The sequence below is a fragment of the Verrucosispora sp. WMMA2121 genome (genome assembly GCF_027460185.1).
GTDB classification, from domain to species: Bacteria; Actinomycetota; Actinomycetes; order Mycobacteriales; family Micromonosporaceae; genus Micromonospora; species Micromonospora palythoicola.
Map to the genome: position 1 here is coordinate 1,849,822 of NZ_JAPZBH010000006.1, position 18,832 is coordinate 1,868,653.

General features: G+C 72.8%; 16 protein-coding genes. 8 read left to right on the top strand and 8 right to left on the bottom strand.

Features of this window, described 5'->3' with window-relative positions; all coding sequences use genetic code 11:
• Positions 1-117: 117 nt before the first annotated feature.
• Both O7605_RS17285 and O7605_RS17290 read right to left on the bottom strand, forming a co-directional pair.
• Positions 118-2,085, bottom strand: a complete 1,968-nt coding sequence (locus tag O7605_RS17285; protein WP_269740138.1) for an ABC transporter ATP-binding protein — start codon at positions 2,083-2,085, stop codon at positions 118-120.
• Between the two features lie 227 nt (positions 2,086-2,312).
• Positions 2,313-2,648, bottom strand: coding sequence for a YnfA family protein (locus O7605_RS17290; RefSeq protein WP_164446363.1), 336 nt, complete (start codon positions 2,646-2,648; stop codon positions 2,313-2,315).
• Between the two features lie 191 nt (positions 2,649-2,839).
• Here O7605_RS17290 and crcB (O7605_RS17295) point away from each other — a divergent pair, with 191 nt between their 5' ends.
• Positions 2,840-3,322 carry a fluoride efflux transporter CrcB gene (gene crcB / locus O7605_RS17295; protein WP_269740139.1) on the top strand — a complete coding sequence of 161 codons (483 nt, stop codon included), beginning with the start codon at positions 2,840-2,842 and terminating at the stop codon, positions 3,320-3,322.
• On the top strand, positions 3,319-3,687 hold the full coding sequence (gene crcB / locus O7605_RS17300) for a fluoride efflux transporter CrcB (protein WP_269740140.1): 369 nt from the start codon (positions 3,319-3,321) through the stop codon (positions 3,685-3,687). Before crcB (O7605_RS17295) ends, crcB (O7605_RS17300) begins: the two co-directional genes overlap by 4 nt.
• 44 nt (positions 3,688-3,731) lie before the next feature.
• Here the strand turns inward: crcB (O7605_RS17300) and O7605_RS17305 are convergent, their stop codons facing one another.
• Together O7605_RS17305 and O7605_RS17310 are read right to left on the bottom strand one after the other, a co-directional pair.
• A complete protein-coding gene (locus O7605_RS17305) occupies positions 3,732-6,383 on the bottom strand; it encodes an HAD-IC family P-type ATPase (protein ID WP_269742667.1) in 2,652 nt (883 codons plus the stop codon).
• A gap of 210 nt (positions 6,384-6,593) precedes the next feature.
• On the bottom strand, positions 6,594-7,379 hold the full coding sequence (locus tag O7605_RS17310; RefSeq protein ID WP_269740141.1) for a potassium channel family protein: 786 nt from the start codon (positions 7,377-7,379) through the stop codon (positions 6,594-6,596).
• Positions 7,380-7,689: 310 nt separating this feature from the next.
• Here O7605_RS17310 and O7605_RS17315 point away from each other — a divergent pair, with 310 nt between their 5' ends.
• Positions 7,690-9,300 (top strand): potassium/proton antiporter, encoded by a 1,611-nt coding sequence (locus O7605_RS17315; RefSeq protein ID WP_269740142.1) that lies wholly within the window; start codon positions 7,690-7,692, stop codon positions 9,298-9,300.
• A gap of 106 nt (positions 9,301-9,406) precedes the next feature.
• Complete coding sequence (locus O7605_RS17320; RefSeq protein WP_269740143.1) at positions 9,407-10,294, top strand: ABC transporter ATP-binding protein; 888 nt, start codon at positions 9,407-9,409, stop codon at positions 10,292-10,294.
• A 1,466-nt stretch (positions 10,295-11,760) separates the two neighbouring features.
• On the opposite strand, the gene O7605_RS17325 is transcribed toward O7605_RS17320, so the two are convergent.
• Genes O7605_RS17325 through O7605_RS17335 form a run of 3 tightly spaced genes read right to left on the bottom strand, consistent with a single transcriptional unit; the run spans position 11,761 to position 14,583 of the window.
• Entirely contained in the window at positions 11,761-12,996 is a 1,236-nt protein-coding gene (locus O7605_RS17325) for an FUSC family protein (protein WP_269740144.1), read from the bottom strand.
• A 4-nt stretch (positions 12,997-13,000) separates the two neighbouring features.
• Positions 13,001-13,366, bottom strand: a complete 366-nt coding sequence (locus O7605_RS17330) for a sensory rhodopsin transducer (RefSeq protein WP_269740145.1) — start codon at positions 13,364-13,366, stop codon at positions 13,001-13,003.
• A complete protein-coding gene (locus O7605_RS17335; protein WP_269740146.1) occupies positions 13,366-14,583 on the bottom strand; it encodes a D-arabinono-1,4-lactone oxidase in 1,218 nt (405 codons plus the stop codon). Before O7605_RS17335 ends, O7605_RS17330 begins: the two co-directional genes overlap by 1 nt.
• Positions 14,584-14,704: 121 nt before the next feature.
• Between O7605_RS17335 and O7605_RS17340 the strand changes: the two genes are divergently transcribed.
• Together O7605_RS17340 and O7605_RS17345 are read left to right on the top strand one after the other, a co-directional pair.
• Positions 14,705-15,331, top strand: coding sequence for a universal stress protein (locus O7605_RS17340; RefSeq protein ID WP_269740147.1), 627 nt, complete (start codon positions 14,705-14,707; stop codon positions 15,329-15,331).
• 119 nt (positions 15,332-15,450) lie between these two features.
• Positions 15,451-16,275 carry a zf-HC2 domain-containing protein gene (locus O7605_RS17345; protein ID WP_269740148.1) on the top strand — a complete coding sequence of 275 codons (825 nt, stop codon included), beginning with the start codon at positions 15,451-15,453 and terminating at the stop codon, positions 16,273-16,275.
• 11 nt (positions 16,276-16,286) lie between these two features.
• Here the strand turns inward: O7605_RS17345 and O7605_RS17350 are convergent, their stop codons facing one another.
• The gene (locus tag O7605_RS17350; protein WP_269742668.1) at positions 16,287-16,853 is read right to left on the bottom strand and encodes a sigma-70 family RNA polymerase sigma factor; all 567 of its coding nucleotides are present in this window, start codon (positions 16,851-16,853) and stop codon (positions 16,287-16,289) included.
• A gap of 126 nt (positions 16,854-16,979) precedes the next feature.
• Here O7605_RS17350 and O7605_RS17355 point away from each other — a divergent pair, with 126 nt between their 5' ends.
• Positions 16,980-17,825 carry an MEDS domain-containing protein gene (locus tag O7605_RS17355; RefSeq protein WP_269740149.1) on the top strand — a complete coding sequence of 282 codons (846 nt, stop codon included), beginning with the start codon at positions 16,980-16,982 and terminating at the stop codon, positions 17,823-17,825.
• Positions 17,822-18,781, top strand: a complete 960-nt coding sequence (locus tag O7605_RS17360) for a sensor histidine kinase (protein ID WP_269740150.1) — start codon at positions 17,822-17,824, stop codon at positions 18,779-18,781. Before O7605_RS17355 ends, O7605_RS17360 begins: the two co-directional genes overlap by 4 nt.
• Positions 18,782-18,832: the final 51 nt, after the last annotated feature.

Sequence of the window (18,832 nt, forward strand, 5' to 3'; positions counted from 1 at the left end):
TTTCGCCCGACCCGTGCCCGGGTCTCACCGGACGCGACCGGTGCAATCCCCGTTCCCGTCGTCGGACGAGGCAAACGTGACCGTGCGGCTGCTCCGCCCGGCCTGCGGGGCCGGGGGTCAGCCGGCGGCCGGGTGCGGACGTTGCCGGGGCGCGGGTGGGCGGTCCGTGTCCGCGTAGCCGGCGGCCTGGAGGGTGAACAGGTCGGCGTACCGACCACCGGCGGCGACGAGTTCGTCGTGGGTGCCCTGCTCGATCAGACGACCGTGATGCAGCACGAAGATCCGGTCGGCGTGCCGGACGTTGGCCAGCCGGTGCGTGATCAGGATGGTGGTGGCCCGGCCGCGCCGGTCGCGGATGGCCTGGAACAGCGCGTCCTCGGCCCGCGGATCGAGTGCCGAGGACGGCTCATCCATCACCAGCAGCTCGGCGTCGCGGAGGAAACCACGAGCAGCGGTGATCCGCTGCCACTGGCCGCCGGAGAGGTCCTGCCCCTTGGCGAACGTGCGGTCGAGCAGCGTCTCGTACCCGTGCGGCAGCTCGCGGATCATCTCGTCGGCGACCGCCCGGGCGGCGGCGGCCTCGATCCGGTCCTGCCGGGCCTCGGTGTCGATGTCCCCGATGGCGATGTTCGTGGCGGCGGTGAACGGCCACTTGTGGTACTCCTGGGTGACCACGGCGATGCGACCACGCAGCTCGTCGCGGTCCAGCTCGGACAGGGGCCGCCCGTTCCAACGGATCACCCCGTCGCTGGGCGTGCGCAGGGCCGCGATCATCGCGGCTAGGCTGCTCTTGCCGGAACCGTTCTCCCCGACGAAGGCCACCGTCTGCCCCGCCTCCACGGTCAACGTCACACGATCCACCGCCGGGACGTCGCGATCCGGGTAACGCAGGCTCACCGCCTCCACGGTCAGCACCCGCAGCCGGTCGGGTGCCGTCACCACCGCCTGCTCCGGCAGGTAGGTGGCGGCGCGGGTCATGAACCCCGTGTAGTCGCGGAAGTGCTGGCCCTCGGTGTAGACGCGGTCCATCTGGAAGGTCACCACGCCCAGCGAACGTTGCGCCGCCTGCACCGCGATCACACAGGTCGCCGCCGCCGCGAGCGGGATCTGCCCGTCGATGAGCAGCAGGCCGAGCAGCACGTAGACCACGGCGGTGGCGACGCCCCCGATCATCGAGCCCACCGTGACCGTCGTGGTCACCCGACGCGCCAGGGCCAGCTCGATGTCGGTCTCCACCGCCATCACCCGGTCGTACTGGTCCAGCAGGAACCGGCGCAGTCCGTACGAGCGCAGTTCCGGTGCCGACGCCCGTTCGGCCATCAGCCGGTGCAGCAACCACATCCGACGTCGCCGCACCGAGCCGGCGATGTAGGTCTGGTACCGCAGGTGCCCTGCCCGCAGCGACGCCCACGCGTTCGGCACGGTCGCGACCAGCAGCGCCGGCAGCAGCAGCGGATGGATCACCACGACGGCCACGGTCACCGCGACCACCCCCACCAGACCAGCGAGCAGGTTCATCGAGGCGGGCACCAGATCCACGGCGGAGTCGGTGCCCCGGGAGGCCCGCTCCATGTCGTCGGCGAAGGCGTCCGCGTCGAAGGCCTCCAGTCGCACGGCCGTGGTCACCTCGAACAGCCCGCGCTCCACCTCCCGGCTGACCCTGGGCGTCAACCCGTTCAGCGCGTAACCGGTGGCGATCGCCATGCCGGAGCGCGTCGCCGTCGCGGCGGCCAGCACCGCGAGCGCCGGCAGCGCGGCCACCACCTTCTCCCCGGTCGGCCCACCGGCGAACAACTCGACCAGCACCCGCTGCGTCGCGAGCAGCCCGAACGCCGACATCACGCCGGCACCGACCGTCGCCACGGCGACCACCGAGGTGCGCAGCCGGTCGGCCCGCCAGCTGATCCGCAGGGCCGCCCAGATCAGCCGGGGCAGTTCGGCGAAGACGGCGAGCAGACCGGCCTGCGTCCGCGCCCGCATGCCCGTCTCCCACCACATTGCCCGCATCTCGGGGAGCACCGACTCCCCGGCCGTCGACCCGGCCTGCTCCGCTCGGTCACGACGCCGGGTCGACGTGGCGGCCATGGCACACCTCCTGGTCGGGGACACGTGGCCGCCGTCTTCCGGCCGGACGGTGGCACCGTGGCACGGAGCGGGACGGCCGCCAGTCGTAGCCGGGAGCATTCGACCAGCTACCTATAGTCACCGTCGATGCGACCAGGGTCCAGCCCTGTCGGCGCGCCGACCCGCCCGGCCGGTCCGGCCACCGTCCCTCGGCGAACTCCGGCAGTCGGCGGACATGCTCCGCGACGTCAGGCACCGCGCGGGGCGTACATGATGACGGCGACGCCGAGCAGGCAGATCGCGGCGCCGGTGAGGTCCCAGCGGTCCGGACGGAAGCCGTCGAAGATCATCCCCCAGGCCAGCGAGCCGGCGACGAAGACCCCGCCGTACGCGGCCAGGATGCGGCCGAAGTTCGGGTCGGGCTGGAAGGTGGCGACGAAGCCGTACGCGCCGAGGGCGAGCACCCCGGCGGCGACGAACCACAGCCCCCGGTGCTCCCGCCAACCCTGCCACACCAGCCAGGCTCCGCCGATCTCGGCGATCGCGGCCAGGGCGAACAGCAGGACGGAACGCAGCACGGTCACCCGCCGCACCCTACCGCCGCCGGCCGGCCACACCCCGGGTGACGTGCGGCGAGCGGCGTTATCCTCGGCACAAGGTGCCCGTTGAAGGCGCCCGGTGACGGTGGGGCCCGCCACCGGACCGTGCGGGACAACCGCGGCACCCGCCGCCAACGGTCCCTGCCAGGGTCCACGCGTACTGGTAGGGGGTGACCGTGGGAGCGCAGCGTCCACCCGTCGATCCGGATGTCGATCTCAGTGTTCCGCGTCAACGCGCGGAACTGCGGGGCGGGACGACCAGCCTGCTCGCCGCGATCGCCGTCGGCGGGATGGTCGGCGCGCTGGCACGATACGGGCTGACGGTGACCTTCCCGCACGCGCCGCGCGGCTTTCCCTGGGCCACCTTCGCCGTCAACGTCTCCGGCTGTCTGCTCATCGGGGCGCTGATGGTGCTGATCACCGAGGCTTGGACCGCGCACCGACTGGTCCGGCCCTTCCTCGGCGTCGGCGTGCTCGGTGGCTTCACGACCTTCTCGACGTACGCGGTCGAGGTGCAGCAGGCGGTGGCGGCCGGCGCGGCGCGCACCGGCCTGCTGTATCTCGCCGGTACCCTCGTCGCCGCCCTCGTGGCCGTCCGGCTGGGCGTGACCCTGACCCGGCTCGCGACCGGCGTGGACCGGAACCGGAGCGCCGGATGACCGTCCTCCTGGTGGCGCTCGGCGCCGCTGTCGGCGCGCCACTGCGCTACCTCGTGGACCGGGCGGTGCAGGCACGTCACGACTCCGTCTTTCCGTGGGGCACCTTCGTGGTCAACGTGGTCGGCTCGCTGCTGCTGGGTGTCCTGATCGGTGGGGCGGGCGCGGTGCCCGGTTCCCTGGTCGCCCTGCTCGGCGTCGGGCTGTGCGGTGCGCTGACCACCTACTCGACCTTCGGCTACGAGACGGTCCGGCTCTTCGAGGACGGCGCCCGTCTCCCCGCGCTGCTCAACGCCGTCGTCAGCGTCGTCGCCGCGCTCGGTGCCGCGTTCCTCGGGGTCACCCTCGCCGAGGCGATGTGGGCCTGACCCGGGGCGGTCTCGCGATGGCGGGGAGCGTGCCGGTGAACCGTTCAGCCGAGATTGTGGCGCAGTCGCTTGTCGACGGCGACCACGACCGCGGAGACCGCCCCGACGGCCAGGATGCGCAACCACACGTCAGGCCCGATCGGTGCCGTGCCGAAGATCGCGTTCATCGGTGGCAGGTACGTGATGGCGAGTTGACAGAGAGCCTGCGCGGCGACGCCGAGCAACAGCAGGCGGTTGGTGAAGAAGCCGAGCCGCCAGGCCGAACGGGTCAGTGACCGGCAGCTGAACAGGTAGAACGTCTCGACCACGACGAAGACGTTCATGGCAGCGGTGCGCGCCTGCGCGACGTCGGCGCCGTTGGACCGCTCCCACTGGAACACCCACCACGCGCCGGCCACCAGCAGCGCGGCCACCAGCAGGATCCGCAGCACCAGCGCACCGGTCAGCAGCGGCCGGGCCGGGTCGCGGGGCGGCCGACGCATGATGCCGCGTTCCTTCGGCTCGAAGGCCAGCATCAGGCCGAGCAGGACGGCGGTGGTCATGTTGATCCAGAGGATCTGGGTGGGCAGCAGCGGCAGGGTGGCCCCCAACACGATGGCGACCAGCACCACCAGCCCTTCGCCGAGATTCGTCGGCAGCGTCCAGACGATGAACTTGGTGATGTTGTCGAAGACCCCCCGACCCTCCTCCACCGCGGCCTCGATGGTGGCGAAGTCATCATCGGTCAGGACCATGTCGGCCGCCTCCTTGGCCACCTCGGTCCCGGAGCGGGCCATGGCGATGCCGATGTTCGCCTGCCGCAACGCGGGGGCGTCGTTGACCCCGTCGCCGGTCACCGCGACCACGTGGCCGCGTTGCTGCAGCGTCTCGACCAGCCGGAGTTTCTGTTCCGGGGAGACCCGGGCGAAGACGGCGGCCCGGTCCACCGCCTCGGCGAACCTCTCGGCGGGCAACTCGTCGAGATCCGTGCCGGTGACCACCCGGTCCGGCCGGTCGGCGTCGAGCAGCCCGAGCTGGCCGGCGATGGCGCCGGCCGTCGCCGCATGATCCCCTGTGATCATCTTGACGTCGATGCCCGCCGAGTGGCAGGCCCGTACCGCCGGGGCCGCCGCGCGGCGGGGCGGGTCGAGCATCGCCTGCAACCCGGTGAGGACCAGGGTGCCGGGCAGCGCCACCTCGTCGAAGCCGTCGTCCGGGCCGTCCGGGGGTCGTACGGCGGTGGCCAGCACCCGTAGCCCCTGGCCAGCCAGCTCCTCGGCGGCCCGCAGGGCGGCCCCGGCGCGGAGCGGCCGGATCTGCCCGTCGGCGCCCATCTCACCCCGACACATCGACACGATGCGCTCGACGCCGCCCTTGGCCAGGATCACCGTACGGCCCGTGGCGCGCTCGTCGTGCAACGTCGCCATGTACTGCCGCTTCGAGTCGAAGGGGATGGTGTCCCGGCGCGGATAGTCCGCCGACAGCCGACCGTGATCGATCCCGACCTTGGCCGCGACCACCTGCATCGCGCCCTCGGTCGGATCGCCGGCCAGCAGCCACTCGCCGTCCTGCTCGCGTACCCGTGCGTCGTTGCATCCGGCACCGGCCAGCAGGGACCAGCGCAGTGCCTCGCCGCCCCGGCCGTCGTCGCGGACCTCCCCGTCCGGCCGGTAGCCGGACCCGGTCACCTCGAATCCGGCGTCCGGGGTCCACAGCGCGCGGACCGTCATCTGGTTCTCGGTGAGGGTTCCGGTCTTGTCGGAGCACACGACGGTCGTGCTGCCGAGCGTCTCGATCGCCGGCAGCCGACGGAGCACCGCCCGCCGACGGGCCATCCGGGTCACCCCGATGGCCAGGGTGATGGTGACCGCCGCCGGCAGTCCCTCCGGGATCGCACCGACGGCGAGCGCCACGGCCGCCGTGAAGGTCTCGACCGCGTCCTGACCACGGAGCAGGCCGACCGCGAACGTCACCGCCGCGAGCACCAGGATGATCACGGTCAGCACCTTGCTGAACCGGGCCAGCTTGCGGGTCAGCGGGGTGGCGAGCGCCTCCGCGGTGCCGACCAGTCGGTGGATCTGGCCGAGCTCGGTCTCGGCTCCGGTGGCCACCGCGATACCGGCACCGCCGCCCGCCGCGATGAGCGTGCCCGACCAGACCATGTTGCGCCGGTCGGCCACCGGGGTGCCCACCGGCAGTTCCGCCTCCAGCTTGTCCACCGGAACGGACTCACCGGTAAGCGCCGACTCGTCGACCCGCAGTTCGGCCAGCCGGACCAACCGCAGATCCACCGGCACCTTGTCGCCCGCCTCCAGCACCACCAGGTCACCGGGGACCAGGTCGTCGGAGGAGATCGCCCGCAGCTCACCGTCGCGGATCACGCGCGCCTCGGTACGCACCATCGAGCGCAGACTGTCCAGGGCCGCCTCGGCCCGCGACTCCTGGGCGTACCCGATCGCGGCGTTGATCAGCACCACCGCGAAGATCACCGCGGAGTCGACGTACTCCCCGAGGACCGCGGTGACCACGCCGGCCGCGATCAGCACGTAGATCAGCGGGTTGTGGAACTGCCGCAGGATCCGGCGCAGCAGCCCGTCACCGCCGGCGGCGGGCAGCACGTTGGGCCCGTAGCGTTCCAGCCGCCGGGCGGCTTCGGCATCGCTGAGGCCACGCTGCGGATCCGTCTCCAGCAGCAGCACCACCTCGTGGGTGGACATGCCGTGGTGTTCGTTGGACCGCGACGTCCCCGCTGGCTGTTCGAGCGTCACCGTCACCCCGCCGACGATCAGAAGACCGGATCCGCGACCGCCGGCCCGGGTCGCCGCCCGCGTACCGACGGCCGGCCGGACGCCGCGCCCACCATCTTCCGGGACGGACTCCGTCCGGCAGGCCGGAACGCCCGATCACGCACCGCCGGCCGGCGTCGTTCAGTCGGCCGACCGCTCGGCCGGCTCGGGGCGCCCTCCGGTGTGCTCGGCCACATCGGGCTCGAGAAGCCGTCGCAGGGCGGCGATCTCGGCGCGCAGGGCCGCCACGTCGTCGCCGGTGACCTCCGCCGGCTTGTCGGCGGAGGCCGACACGCGGTCGACGATCCAGGTCGCCAGCGACCCCGTGACGAAACCGATCAGGCCGATCCCACCGATCATCAGTCCGAGGGCGACGAATCGGCCGGCGGTGGTCACCGGATAGAAGTCGCCGTAGCCGACGGTGGTGATGGTGACCGTCGACCACCACAGCGCGTCGTCGAAGGCGGTGATGTTGGCGTCCGGTGCGAGTCGTTCGGCGTCCAGCACGGCCAGCGCGGAGACCAGCACCAGCAGCGCCGTGGTGGCGGCGACGTAGACGGCCAGCCGGCCGCGCGCCCACACCTCGGTGCGGCGGTTGATGGTCAGCACCACCATGACCAGCCGTACCGCGCGTAGTGGTCGCAGCATCGGCAACGTCAGCACCACCAGGTCGAACAGGTGCTCCCGGAGGAACCTCCGCCGGTCCGGGGCCAGCCGCAGCCGCACGAGGATGTCGGCCCAGAACAGCACCCAGACGACGACCGTCGTGGCGGCGCAGGCCGTCCGCCACTGCGGACTGAGGCCCGGGTCGAGGATCGGTACCGCGTACACCACCAGGAACACCACCGACAGTACGGTGAGCGGTGCGGCGCTGACCCGCTCCCACGCCTGCAGTCGATCGGTCTGCGGTGCTGTCCCGCCGCTCATGAGCCGGCTCCCGTCTGCTCCGTCGTCGTACGCGTGACCGGGCCATGGTCGCGCAGTCGAGCACCGGTCCCCACAGGTGGTCCGCGGATCGTCCGGGTGGTGCGTCACCGTCACGCTCGGCATTCGTTGGCTGGTCACCCGGTAACGTGAGCGCGGGGACACACCGTGGCACGGGTTGCCGCCCGGCTGGTAGAGCCGGGCGTGCCGGCTGTGCGACCCGTGGGGGCGGGTGTCGGCGTCGTACCCCGCACCGGGCGCGAGCGTGAGGGAGCGGAAGCATGGGTCGACTGTGGCTGGGACGGGTTCCGGGATGACCCTGCAACAGGTCTACCTGCTGATGATCGCCGCAGCGGCGACGGTGCTGGTCAGCGTCACCGCCGCCCGGCTGGCCACCCGGGTCGGCGTGCCGATGCTGCTGGCGTACCTCGGCATCGGGCTGCTGCTCGGCGAGAACGGGCTCGGTCTTCGCTTCGACGACGCCGCCATGGCGCAGGCCCTGGGCACGGCGGCGCTCGCGGTGATCCTGGTGGAGGGTGGCCTGACCACCCGGTTCTCCGACATCCGGCCGGTGCTGGCGCCGGCGACCGCGCTCGCCACCGCCGGGGTGCTGATAAGCGTCGGGGTCACCGCCCTCGGCGCGCACCTGCTGCTCGACGTCTCGTGGCAGTTGGCCCTGCTGCTCGGCGCCGTGGTGTCGTCCACGGACGCGGCGGCGGTCTTCTCGGTGCTGCGTACCCTGCCGCTGCCCCGGCGGCTGGCCGGGCTGGTCGAGGCCGAGTCGGGGCTCAACGACGCGCCCACCGTCATCCTCGTCCTCGCCCTGAGCGCCACCGGGCTGACCGTCACCAGTCCGCTGGAACTGCTGGTCCAGATGATCTATCAGCTCGGCGTCGGTGGCGCGATCGGCATCGTGATCGGCATCGCCGGAGTGTGGTTCCTGCGCCGGCTCACCCTGCCCGCCTCCGGCCTCTACCCGATCGCCACCTTCTCCTGCGGCATCCTGGCCTTCGCCGCCGCGGGGCTCGCCCAGGCCAGTGGTTTCCTCGCCGCGTACCTGGCCGCGTTGCTCCTGGGCAACGCCCGGCTGGCGCACCGCCGGGCCACCGTGTCGGTGGCCGAGGGACTCGGCTGGATCGCGCAGATCGGCCTGTTCGTCATGCTCGGCCTGTTGGCCAACCCCAGCGAGCTGCCCGCCGCGATCCTGCCCGCCCTCGCCGTCGGCCTGGTGCTGCTGCTGCTCGCCCGGCCGATGTCGGTGCTGATCACCCTGCTGCCGTTCCGGATCCCGCTCCGCGAACAGGTGCTGCTGTCCTGGGCCGGCCTGCGCGGTGCCGTACCCATCGTGCTGGCCACCATCCCCGTCGTGGCCGGGGTCGGTGGCAGCGGGCAGCTGTTCAACATCGTGTTCGTGCTGGTGGTGGTGTTCACGCTGGTCCAGGCTCCGACGCTGCCGTGGCTGGCCAAGCGACTGCGGCTCAGCTCGGCCGGGATCGGCCCGGACCTTCAGGTCGAGTCCGCACCGCTGGACGCCATCGACGCGGACCTGCTGCACCTCACCGTCGAGGCCGAATCCCGGATGCACGGCGTGCACATCCGCGAACTGCGGCTGCCGCCGCCGGCCGCGATCACCCTGGTGGTCCGCGACGGCACCGCCTTCGTACCCGAACCGGACACCCGACTACGCCGTGGTGACCAGTTGCTCGTGGTCACCACGCCACATGTCCGGGACCGTGCGGAACGTCGGCTGCGGGCGGTCGCCCGGGCCGGCCGGCTGGCCCACTGGCGCGGCGAGACCGGTGACCCGGAGCGGCCGGCCAGGACTCGGCGCCACCCGGACGTCCCCACGGCTCCCCTGCCTCCGGCACCACCGCCGGACACCGGTGACGAAGCACCGCCGGTCCTCGTCCGGTCGGCCGGCTGATCGGCCGCCGGCCGTCCGGTCAGGGCATTGACACAGGCCCTACGGTGAGGCTGGTGTGCCGGGAAGCCTGGTCGGCGGTCGTGTCCCTCATCCCACGGAGGCCGCCGTGCAGCCGCCCGCCATCCGCACCGAGCACCTGACCAAGCGCTACGGTTCGCTGCTCGCCCTCGACGATCTGAACCTGACGGTCACCGCCGGTGAGGTGTTCGGATTCCTGGGCCCCAACGGTGCGGGCAAGTCCACCACCATCCGGCTGCTGCTCGGCCTGGCTCGTCCGACCGCCGGTCAGGCGCAGATCTTCGGAACTCCCGCCGCCGCGGTGGCCCCGGCACACCAGCGGATCGCGTACGTGCCAGCCGATGTGACGCTGTGGCCGCAGCTGACCGGCGCGGAGATCCTGGAGCTGCTCGGTGCTACCGGCCCCGGCGTCGACGTCGCCTACCGCGACGAACTGGTGGCGCGCTTCGCGCTCGACCTGTCGAAGCCGGGGCGGGCCTACTCCACCGGCAACCGGCAGAAGGTGGCGCTGGTCGCCGCGTTCGCCACCCGCGCGCCGCTGCTCGTGCTGGACGAACCGACCGCTGGTCTGGACCCGCTGATGGAGCGCGAGTTCCGCCGCGCCGTGGTCGAGGCCCGCGACGCCGGAAGCACGGTGTTCCTCTCCTCCCACCAACTTGCGGAGGTGGAGGCCGTCTGTGACCGGGTGGGCATCCTGCGGGCCGGGCGCCTCGTCGAGGTCGCCACCATGCCCGAGTTGCGTCGACTGCACCGCACCGAGGTGCTGGTGCGGTTCGCCGGTCCGGTGCCCGAGTTGACCGACGTGGCAGGGGTCGACGGCGTTCAGGTCGACGGGGCCGCGCTGCGGTTCACCCTCACCGGGCCGCCCGGCCCGGCCCTGCGGGCCCTGGCGGCGGCGGACGTCACCACGCTCACCATGCGCGAGCCCACGCTGGAGGAGATCTTCCTCGACTACTACGGCGAGGAGGGCCGATGAGCGCCGTCGGAGCCGGCGACGCGGGTGCCGCCGTCACCCGGCTCGCGCTGCGTCAGATCCGCCGACCCGCGCTCGTCGTGTCCGCGGTGGCGGCCGGCGTCACCGCCGTCGTCGTCGCCGGGTACGAGAGCACGGCCGGCACCGCGCTCGACGCCGCCGCGTTGGCCACCCTCGCCGAGAACCCGGCGGTCCGCACTCTCTTCGGCGAACCGTTCGCGCTGGACACCCCCGGCGGGTTCACCGTCTGGCGGACCGGCACCGTACTGGCCGTCCTGCTCTCGGTGTGGGGGGTGCTCGCCACCACCCGGGTCACCCGGGGCGAGGAGGAGAGCGGCCGGTGGGACCTCCTGCTGGCCGGCCGGTTGGCGGTGCCGACCGTGCTCGGTCGACACCTCACCGTCCTGGCCGCCGCCGTGGTGACCGCCGGCGGCGCGGCCGGCGTCGTGCTCGTCGCCGCCGGCACACCACCGGGTGGCGCTCTCCGGTACGCGGCCGGTCTCGTGCTGGTCGCCCTCTTCGCCGTGTCGACCGCGTTGGTGAGTGCGCAGGTGATGCCAACCCGGGCCGGGGCGAGCGGGTCGGCCCTGGCCGTGCTCGGCCTCGGGCTGCTGGCCCGGATGGTCGGCGACGGCGTCGCCGCGCTGGGGTGGTTGCGCTGGCTGTCGCCGTACGGGCTGCTCGCCCTCGTCCGCCCCTACCACGACGACCGGCTGCTGCCGCTGCTCGTGCTCGCCGGGGCCGCGCTCCTGGTCGGTGCGGCGGCGATGACGCTGGCCGGACGTCGCGACGTCCGGGCCGGGCTGGTCGCCGCGCCGGCCGGCAGGCCGCCCCGCACCTGGCTGCTCGGCACGATCGACGGTTTCGCGGTACGCCGGATGGTCCGCCCGCTGGCCGGCTGGTCCGCCGGGATCGGCGCGTACTTCCTGCTGATCGGCCTGCTGGCGACGTCGATGACCCGCTTCCTGGCGGACAATCCGCGCTTCGCCGAACTGGCCGCCCAGGCCGGCTTCACCGAGTTGAGCAGCGTACGCGGCTACACCGCGTCCCTGTTCGTCCTGCTCGCCGTGCCGGTCGGGGTCTTCGCCGCGTCCCGCCTCGCCGAGTTCGTGGCCGCCGAGACGGACGGCCGGTTGACGTCGCTGTACGCACAGCCGGTCCGCCGCAACCGGCTGCTGACCGCCGAGACGCTGGCCACCTTCGCCGGGGTGGCCGTCCTCGTCACCGTGGCGGCGACGGCGACCTGGCTCGGTGCCGCTCTGGTGAACGCCCCGCTGCCGCTGACCGCGGCCCTGGCCGGCACCTGGAACGTGCTGCCGGTCGTGCTGCTCTGCCTCGGTGCGGCGACACTCGCGCTCGGTTGGCTGCCCCGGGCCGCCGCGGCCGTCGGCGTGCTACCCGCGGTCGGCGGCTTCCTGCTCCACGTGCTCGCCGACAGCGTCGACCTGCCCGGATGGGTGGCCGCCGGCTCACCGTTCGCCCACCTGGCGGCGGTTCCGGCCGAGTCCCCCGGCTGGACGGCGGCGGGCGTCATGATCGTGGTCGCGATCGCCGCCGCCGCCCTCGGCCGGCTCGGCAACCGCCGCCGCGACCTGCTGGGATGACCACTGACCGGCGGCGGCCCGGCGGACCAACCGGCGAGCCTCGTCGCCTGGCACACCGGTGGCCCGCAGCATGTCGTTGGCGACGGTCCGCAACTGGGAGACCACGATCGTGCCGGAGAAGCCGATCTCCTGGCGGCATGCCTCACCGGCGTCGTGGACGGCCCGCAGCACCCGCTCCCGCGTCCGCACCGGCTCCCGCATCGACAGGAACTCCTCGTGCATCAGGCGCACGCCCTGCCCCACCTGCTCGACGGCGGTGGACAGGCCGGCCGGCACCGGTTCATGGTCACGCAGCGCGGTGAGAATGCGTCGGACCATCGTCCGGCTGTTGCGGAACGCCCGGTCCAGGTGCTCGGCCCCGGCGCCGTACGCGGCCAGCGCGCGGCGCCGCCGCCACCGCAGCGGGGAGAAGCGGACCACCTCCTCGGCCGCGGTCACCACGTCACCGACCTCCCGCAGTTGCCCCTCGGCGGACCGCATCTCGTCCAGTACCTCCCGCGCCCGGCGCGCGTCCCCTCGGGCCAGCGCCTCCGCGGCCGAGGTCAACTGCCGCGCGAAGGTGTCAAGCGCCGGCCCGGCTATCCGACGCACGCTGCGGGTCGGGTTCATCGGGACGAGGACCAGCACCACCAGCAGCCCGGTCGCGCCGCCGACCAGGGCGTTCACCGTCCGGGGCAGGACGATGTCGGGCGTGCCCGGTGCGAGGGTGGCGATCAGTGCCGCCGCGCCGCCGGCCTGGGTCACCAGGGCACCGGTGCCGCGTACCGCCACCGCGACGAGCAGCGCACCGAACACGATCACGAACGTCTGCCAGGCGCCGGTGCCGACCGTCCCCACCAGCAGGTCGCCGATCAGGACCCCGACGATCACGCCGACGATCAGTTCGACGGCCCGCCGGGCCCGCCGGCCGATCGAGGTGGCGATGACAGCCACCGCGGCGATCGGGGCGAAGGTCGGGTCCGGGTTGCCGAGCACCCGCTCGGCGACCACCCAGGCGAGCGACGCGGCCAGACCGCCCTGGAAGGCCAGCAGCAGGTGCTGTCGCAGCCGGCCGTAGCTGCCCCTGCCGACGGCCGCGACGCGTCCCCGCAGGCTGCTCATCGAGTCAGCCGACGGGGTGGGCCATGGTTCCGGTGAGGGCAACCGTGCCCGGCAAGCGGGTGTCCTGCCGGAGGAACTGCACCACCACCGGCACCGGTGAGCTGAGCACGCAGCCGTACGGGCGATCGAGGCGGACGGCCTCCGGGTCGATCAGGTCGTTGATCCGTACGTGCCGGATCCGTCGGGCACCGACGGCGAACCGGTACGGCCCGACCGGTTCGGCGTCCTCGTAGTAGAAGGTGAGCGTCACCTCCGCCTCGGAGTCGGCGGTGTTCAGCACGCACAGCTTGTCGAAGCTGGTGAACTGCGGCTCGCCGCCGCTTCCGCCGAACGGCACGTGCCCTCCCGGCACCGCCCACACCTGGGACATCACGCCTCCTCCAGCAGTCGGGCCAGGTCGGGGGTGAGGAACACCCCGTCCGGGTCGAGGCGACGGCGGGCCACCTGGAAGTCGTCCCATCGGGGAAAGAGTGGGCGCAGGTCGTCAGCGGTCATCCAGTGCTTCTTGCCCCAGTGCGGTCGTCCGCCGTACTGCCGGAAGACGTCCTCCATGTCCCGGAAGTACTCCTCGTACGGCAGCGCGGCGTTGTGCAGGCAGGCGATGGTGGTGGTGGTGCGACCGTACGCGTTGCTGAGCCAGATGTCGTCGGCGGCGATGCTGCGGACCAGTACCCGCCAGCCGACGGTGCGTCGGTGTCGGCTCAGGATCCGGCGCCGGACTTCCGCGAAGCAGGCCGGAAAAGCCTCCGACGGAAGCATGTACTCGATCTCCTCGAAGCGCAGATCCCGGTGCTGCGGGATGGTGTCGTGGGTCGGCCCGACCTCCAGTTCCCGGGGCTCCTGCCACCCGTTCCACTCCGGCACCCGACGGGCCGCCCACGTCGACCGCGCGGCCACCCCGTCGACCCGGTTCATGGTGCGGATCTGGGTCAGGTCGCTGCGCGGGTACCAGTAGAAGTCGATGTTGCGGTTGGTGTGCTGCAACTCGGCCAGGTGGTCGAGGGTCCACTCGATCGGGGCGCACCAGGACCGTCGGCGCAATTCGTAGCTGGCCTCCAGGTTCAGGGTGAGCTGGGTCACCACGCCCAGGACGCCGAGGGAGAGCCGGGCGGCGGGCAGCAGCTCGGTGTTGCTGGTCGCCGAGACGTTCAGCACCTCGCCGGTGCCGGTGACGAGGCGTACCTCCGCCACCTGGGTGGAGAGGTTGCCGAAGCCGATTCCGGTGCCGTGGGTACCGGTGGCGGTGGCCCCCGCGATGGACTGGTAGTCCACGTCACCGAGGTTCTCCATCGCCAACCCGGCCTTGTAGAGCCCCTCACCCAGCTCCTTGAGCCGGCTGCCGCCCCGGACCGTGGCCTGGTCGCCGGCCTTGTCGATCACACCGGTCATCCGGTGCAGGCTGACCAGGGTGCCGTCGGTACGCACCAGCGGGCTCGACGAGTGGCCCGAGCCGACCGGGCGCAGCGTGTCTCCCGACTCACGGGCCCGCAACACCAGTTCACGTACCTCGTCCTCGTCGGCCGGCTCCGCGTAGCCGGACGGGGTGAAGGTCAGACTGCCGGACCAGTTGACGAACGGACGCGGCACCCCGGCAACCTCCTCACGACGGACGAACCGTGCGCTTACCCCTGGTCTGGTGGGGTAGTCCTGGGTATGGCGGCACTCGTTCTGACCGCGTCCACGCCCCGAATCGTCGGCGAGGTGCGCCGTGTCTGAGTGGTGGTATCTGGGGCTGGTGGCGGTGTTGTGGCTGGCCGTCGGTCTGGGCACGGCGGCGCTCTTCGTCACTCGTGGCGGGCACCGCAGCCCGCTCTGGTATCTGGTGGGTGCGCTGCTCGGGCCGCTGTTCGTACCGATCGCCGTCGAGCGGGGCCGGGCCCGTCCGCAAGTGGTCGACGTACGCCACCGACCGTCCGAGGCGGTCGGCACCGGGCTGCGCGTGCTGGTCGGCGTGGACGGTTCCGAACACTCCGACCGGGCGCTGCGTGCCATCGCCCGCGCCCTCACCGGAAGCACCAGTGAACTCGTGCTGGTCACCGTCACCAGCCCCGACCTGTCCGACGCCGAGTCCCGGCGGGAGCACGAGCGGGCCCGCCGCATGATCGACGAGCGGGCCGCCGGGCTGCCCGAGGGGCTGCCCCGGCCCACCACCGTGATCGTCACCGGCCATCCCGTCGACGCCCTGCTCACGGTCGCCGACGACCGAGAGGTGGACCTGCTGGTGGTCGGCCGACACGGACACGGGATCGGTGACCGCCTGCTCGGCAGCGTCGCCGAGGGCCTCAGCCACCGGTCGACGCGGGCCGTGCTACTCGGCAGCCTGCCCGGTCGGTGACGTCGACGAACGACCTCGCGCCGCACCGAGCAGCACCTGGGCGGCGCTGACCTCGGCGTCGGCCGGTTCCGTCGGTCCCGGCCGGGAACCATGCCGGCCCGGGGAGCGACTATTGGTACATGCGGTGTGAGCAGTGGCGGGAGATTCTGTCGGCGCAGTTGGACGGTGAGGTCACGGCGGACGAGCAGCGCAGGGTCGGCGAGCACCTGGAGACGTGCGCCGGTTGCCGGACCTGGCTGGACTCGGCGGCGAGGGTGACCCGCCGGGCGCGTACCCGGGTGGTGACCGCACAGCCGGATCTGACCGAGGCGATCCTCGCCGCCGCGCCGCCGCCAGAGCGAGGCCGACGCAGGCTCGCCCCCATCGGGATGCCGGGACGCCTGTGGCCGGCAGCCAGCCGGCGGCTCACCCTGGTCAACGCGCTGCGCGCCGCGCTAGGGCTGCTCGGCGCCGTGCAACTGGTGCTCGGGCTGGCGCAGATCGGCCGGACCGGGACCGCCGAGCACCTGCACTCCACCGGCCAGCACCTGTGGCACGAGTCCGCCGCCTGGAACGTCGCGGTGGGCGCGGGGTTCCTCTTCGTCGCGTTGCGCCGCACCTCGCCGTCGGGGCTGCTGCCGATGCTCGGCGCCTTCGTGGTGACCCTGGTGCTGCTGTCGGTCAACGACCTCGTCGCCTCGCAGGTCGAGGTGCAACGGCTGGTGAGCCACGGTTTCCTGGTGGTCGGCTACCTGATCACGGTGCTGCTGGCGCGTAGCTCCCGCCAGCCTGGCGAACCGGGCGACCGACACCAACCGGAGCGGTCCCGCTGGCGACTACGCCTCGACGAGGTCGACGAACCCGCCCCGCTGCGGCTGCTGCCGCCGTACTCGGCTCAGGCGCACCACGGGCCGGCCCGGGCCGGTAGCGGCGCCGGCAGCCGTGAACAGCGGCGGGTCGCCTGACGACGAACTACTCAACCGGCGGCACCAGGGCGGGCGGGCGGCGGCTCGACCGACCGGATCGCCGCGACCAGGTCCTCCCGGGCCCGGGCCACGCGGGACCGGATGGTGCCGACCGGCACGTCACACACCTTCGCGGCCTCGGCGTACGACAGGCCGAGCAGTTGGGTCGCCACGAACGCCTCCCGACGCTCGGGCGCGAGGCCGTCGAGCAGCCGACGCAGCACCACCTGCTCGTCCACCCCGGCGCGTACTCCGGTCGGCGTGCTCTCGGCGGCGGCCTGCCAGTCGCCGAGGTTCGCGGTCCGTGGCCGGCAGGTGGCGGCGCGCACCTGGTCCACCGCGACCCGGCGGGCGATGGCCAGCAGCCAGGTCCGTGCCGTGGACCGACCCGCGAACGACGGTAGTGCCCGCCAGGCCCGCAGGTACGTCTCCTGGACCAGGTCGTCGACCTCCCGGACGCCGGGCAGGTGGGACAGGAACCGCCGTACGTCGTGCTGGGTGGCCCGCACGAAAGCCGCCGCGGCGGCGTGGTCGCCCCGGCCCGCGGCAAGCGCATGTTCGCTGATGTCGTCGGTCACGGCTGTCATCGCCGTATTGGTCGGTCGAAACCGCCGGTTGGTTCCCGGCCGGGCCGACAACCGGAGGACCTGCGTCTGGGGCCTGCCCCGGACGACGCCGTAGACTGCACTGATGGGGCACCTCACGTGAGCGAGCGGAGTGCCGTGCTGACTGACCAACCGCCGCGATACCGGCACCTGTGCTGGGCCTACGACGACCCGGCCGGGTTCATGACCCATGCCGTGGAGTTCCTACGCGACGGGTTGGCGGCCGGCGAGCGGGTTTGGTTCGTCGTCTCCGGTCCCGCCGAGCCGGTCCGGGACCAGTTGCTCGGTACCCGGGACTTCGCCGACGCACTGCTGACGGGTGCCGCCCAGGTCCGCTCCCTCGACGGCGCGTACGGCCGCACGGCGACGATCGATCCGGCGAGCCAGGTGGCGGCCTACCGCAGCGCCACCCGGGAGGCGGTGGCCGACGGATACACCGGCCTGCGGGTGGCCGCCGACGCCACTGAACTGGTCCGCACCCCCGCTCAGCGCGACGCGTTCGCCCGTTACGAGCATCGGGTGAACGAGATGATGCGCACCGAGGCGTTCCGGGCCATGTGCGCGTACGACCGCTCGCGGCTGGGCGAGTCGGCGGTCGCCGAGCTGGCCTGCCTGCACCCGGAACACAACCTCGGCCAGCTGCTGTTCCGGTTGTACGCCGTACCGCTGAGCCAGGGACAGACCGCTCTCGCCGGTGAGCTGGACCCGTCCAACCATGACCTGTTCCGCACCGCGCTGGACCGCGCGGATCTGCGACCCGTCGAGGACGAACTGGTGCTGGACGCCCACGGGCTCCGCTTCCTCGACCACCGGGCGCTCATCCACCTGAGCGAGTACGCCCGGGACCGGCACGCGACCGTCGTGCTGCGGGCCGCCCGCCCCGGGGTGGCCCGGCTCGCCGCCCTGCTGGACCTGCCCGACGTGCGGGTGGAGGTGGCTAGGTGAGGACCGGCGCGGCCGCCGGGCGCACCGGCTACTTCCATGAGGCTGTCTGTTACGGCTCCGACGAGGAACTGCTGGCCGTCGTGGTGCCGTTCCTGGTCGGCGGCGTCGAGGCGAGCGAGCCCACGTTCGTCGCGCTCGGCGAACGCACCGGCAACCTGGTCCGCGCCGCGTTGCCCGCCGACACGAAGGTCGAGTTCCTGTCCGGCGGTGACGTCTACGGCCGGCCCACCGCCGCCATCCGGATGTACCGCCAGCTCCTCGCCGACCTGGTCGCCGACGGCGCCACCCAGATCCGGATCATCGGCGAGGTGCCGCCGCTCGGTCTCGGCCCCACCTGGGACTGGTGGGCCCGGTACGAGTCGGCGATCAACCGCGCGTACGACGACTGGCCGTTGTGGAGCATGTGCGCGTACGACACCCGGACCACCGCACCCGGCGTGCTGGCCGACGTCGCCGCCACCCACCCGTGCTTCGCCACCCCCGACGGGCGGCACGTGCCGAGTGGCGACTACCTCGCCCCGGAGACGTTCCTCCGCCAGGTGCGCCCGATGCCACCCGACCCGATCCAGGCGGCCCCGCCTCTTGTCGATCTGCTCGGCCCGACGGCGGCGCAGGCTCGCGCGGCCGTGCACCAGGCCGGCCAGGGCGGGCTACCGGACGACGAGTTCGACGACTTCGTCGTCGCCGTCAGCGAAACCGTCACCAATGGGCTGCGGCACGGTCGTCCCCCGGTCCGGTTCCGGCTGTGGGTGGGCGCGGACCGGATCGTGGCCACCGTCAGCGATGCCGGTACCGGGCCGCAGGATCCGTACGCCGGGCTGCTGCCGTCGGTCAACGGGACGCCGGGCGGGTTGGGCCTGTGGATCACCCACCAGTCCTGCAACCACGTCACCTACCATCGCGACGCCGAGGGGTTCACCCTGCGACTCACCGGCGGCCGGCCGTTGGGCGCCTGAGCACAGCGGAACGCCGGGCCGGCGTGAGCCGACCCGGCGTCCGTGCCGCGT

What these genes read in the sequence shown, in the direction of transcription:
- O7605_RS17315 (WP_269740142.1), top strand. Translation starts at nt 7,690, where the DNA reads ATGACCCTGCAACAGGTCTACCTGCTGATGATCGCCGCAGCGGCGACG.
- O7605_RS17330 (WP_269740145.1), bottom strand. Translation starts at nt 13,366, where the DNA reads ATGTCCCAGGTGTGGGCGGTGCCGGGAGGGCACGTGCCGTTCGGCGGA.
- crcB (WP_269740140.1), top strand. Translation starts at nt 3,319, where the DNA reads ATGACCGTCCTCCTGGTGGCGCTCGGCGCCGCTGTCGGCGCGCCACTG.
- O7605_RS17325 (WP_269740144.1), bottom strand. Translation starts at nt 12,996, where the DNA reads ATGAGCAGCCTGCGGGGACGCGTCGCGGCCGTCGGCAGGGGCAGCTAC.
- O7605_RS17305 (WP_269742667.1), bottom strand. Translation starts at nt 6,383, where the DNA reads ATGTCCACCCACGAGGTGGTGCTGCTGCTGGAGACGGATCCGCAGCGT.
- O7605_RS17285 (WP_269740138.1), bottom strand. Translation starts at nt 2,085, where the DNA reads ATGGCCGCCACGTCGACCCGGCGTCGTGACCGAGCGGAGCAGGCCGGG.
- O7605_RS17345 (WP_269740148.1), top strand. Translation starts at nt 15,451, where the DNA reads ATGCGGTGTGAGCAGTGGCGGGAGATTCTGTCGGCGCAGTTGGACGGT.
- O7605_RS17310 (WP_269740141.1), bottom strand. Translation starts at nt 7,379, where the DNA reads ATGAGCGGCGGGACAGCACCGCAGACCGATCGACTGCAGGCGTGGGAG.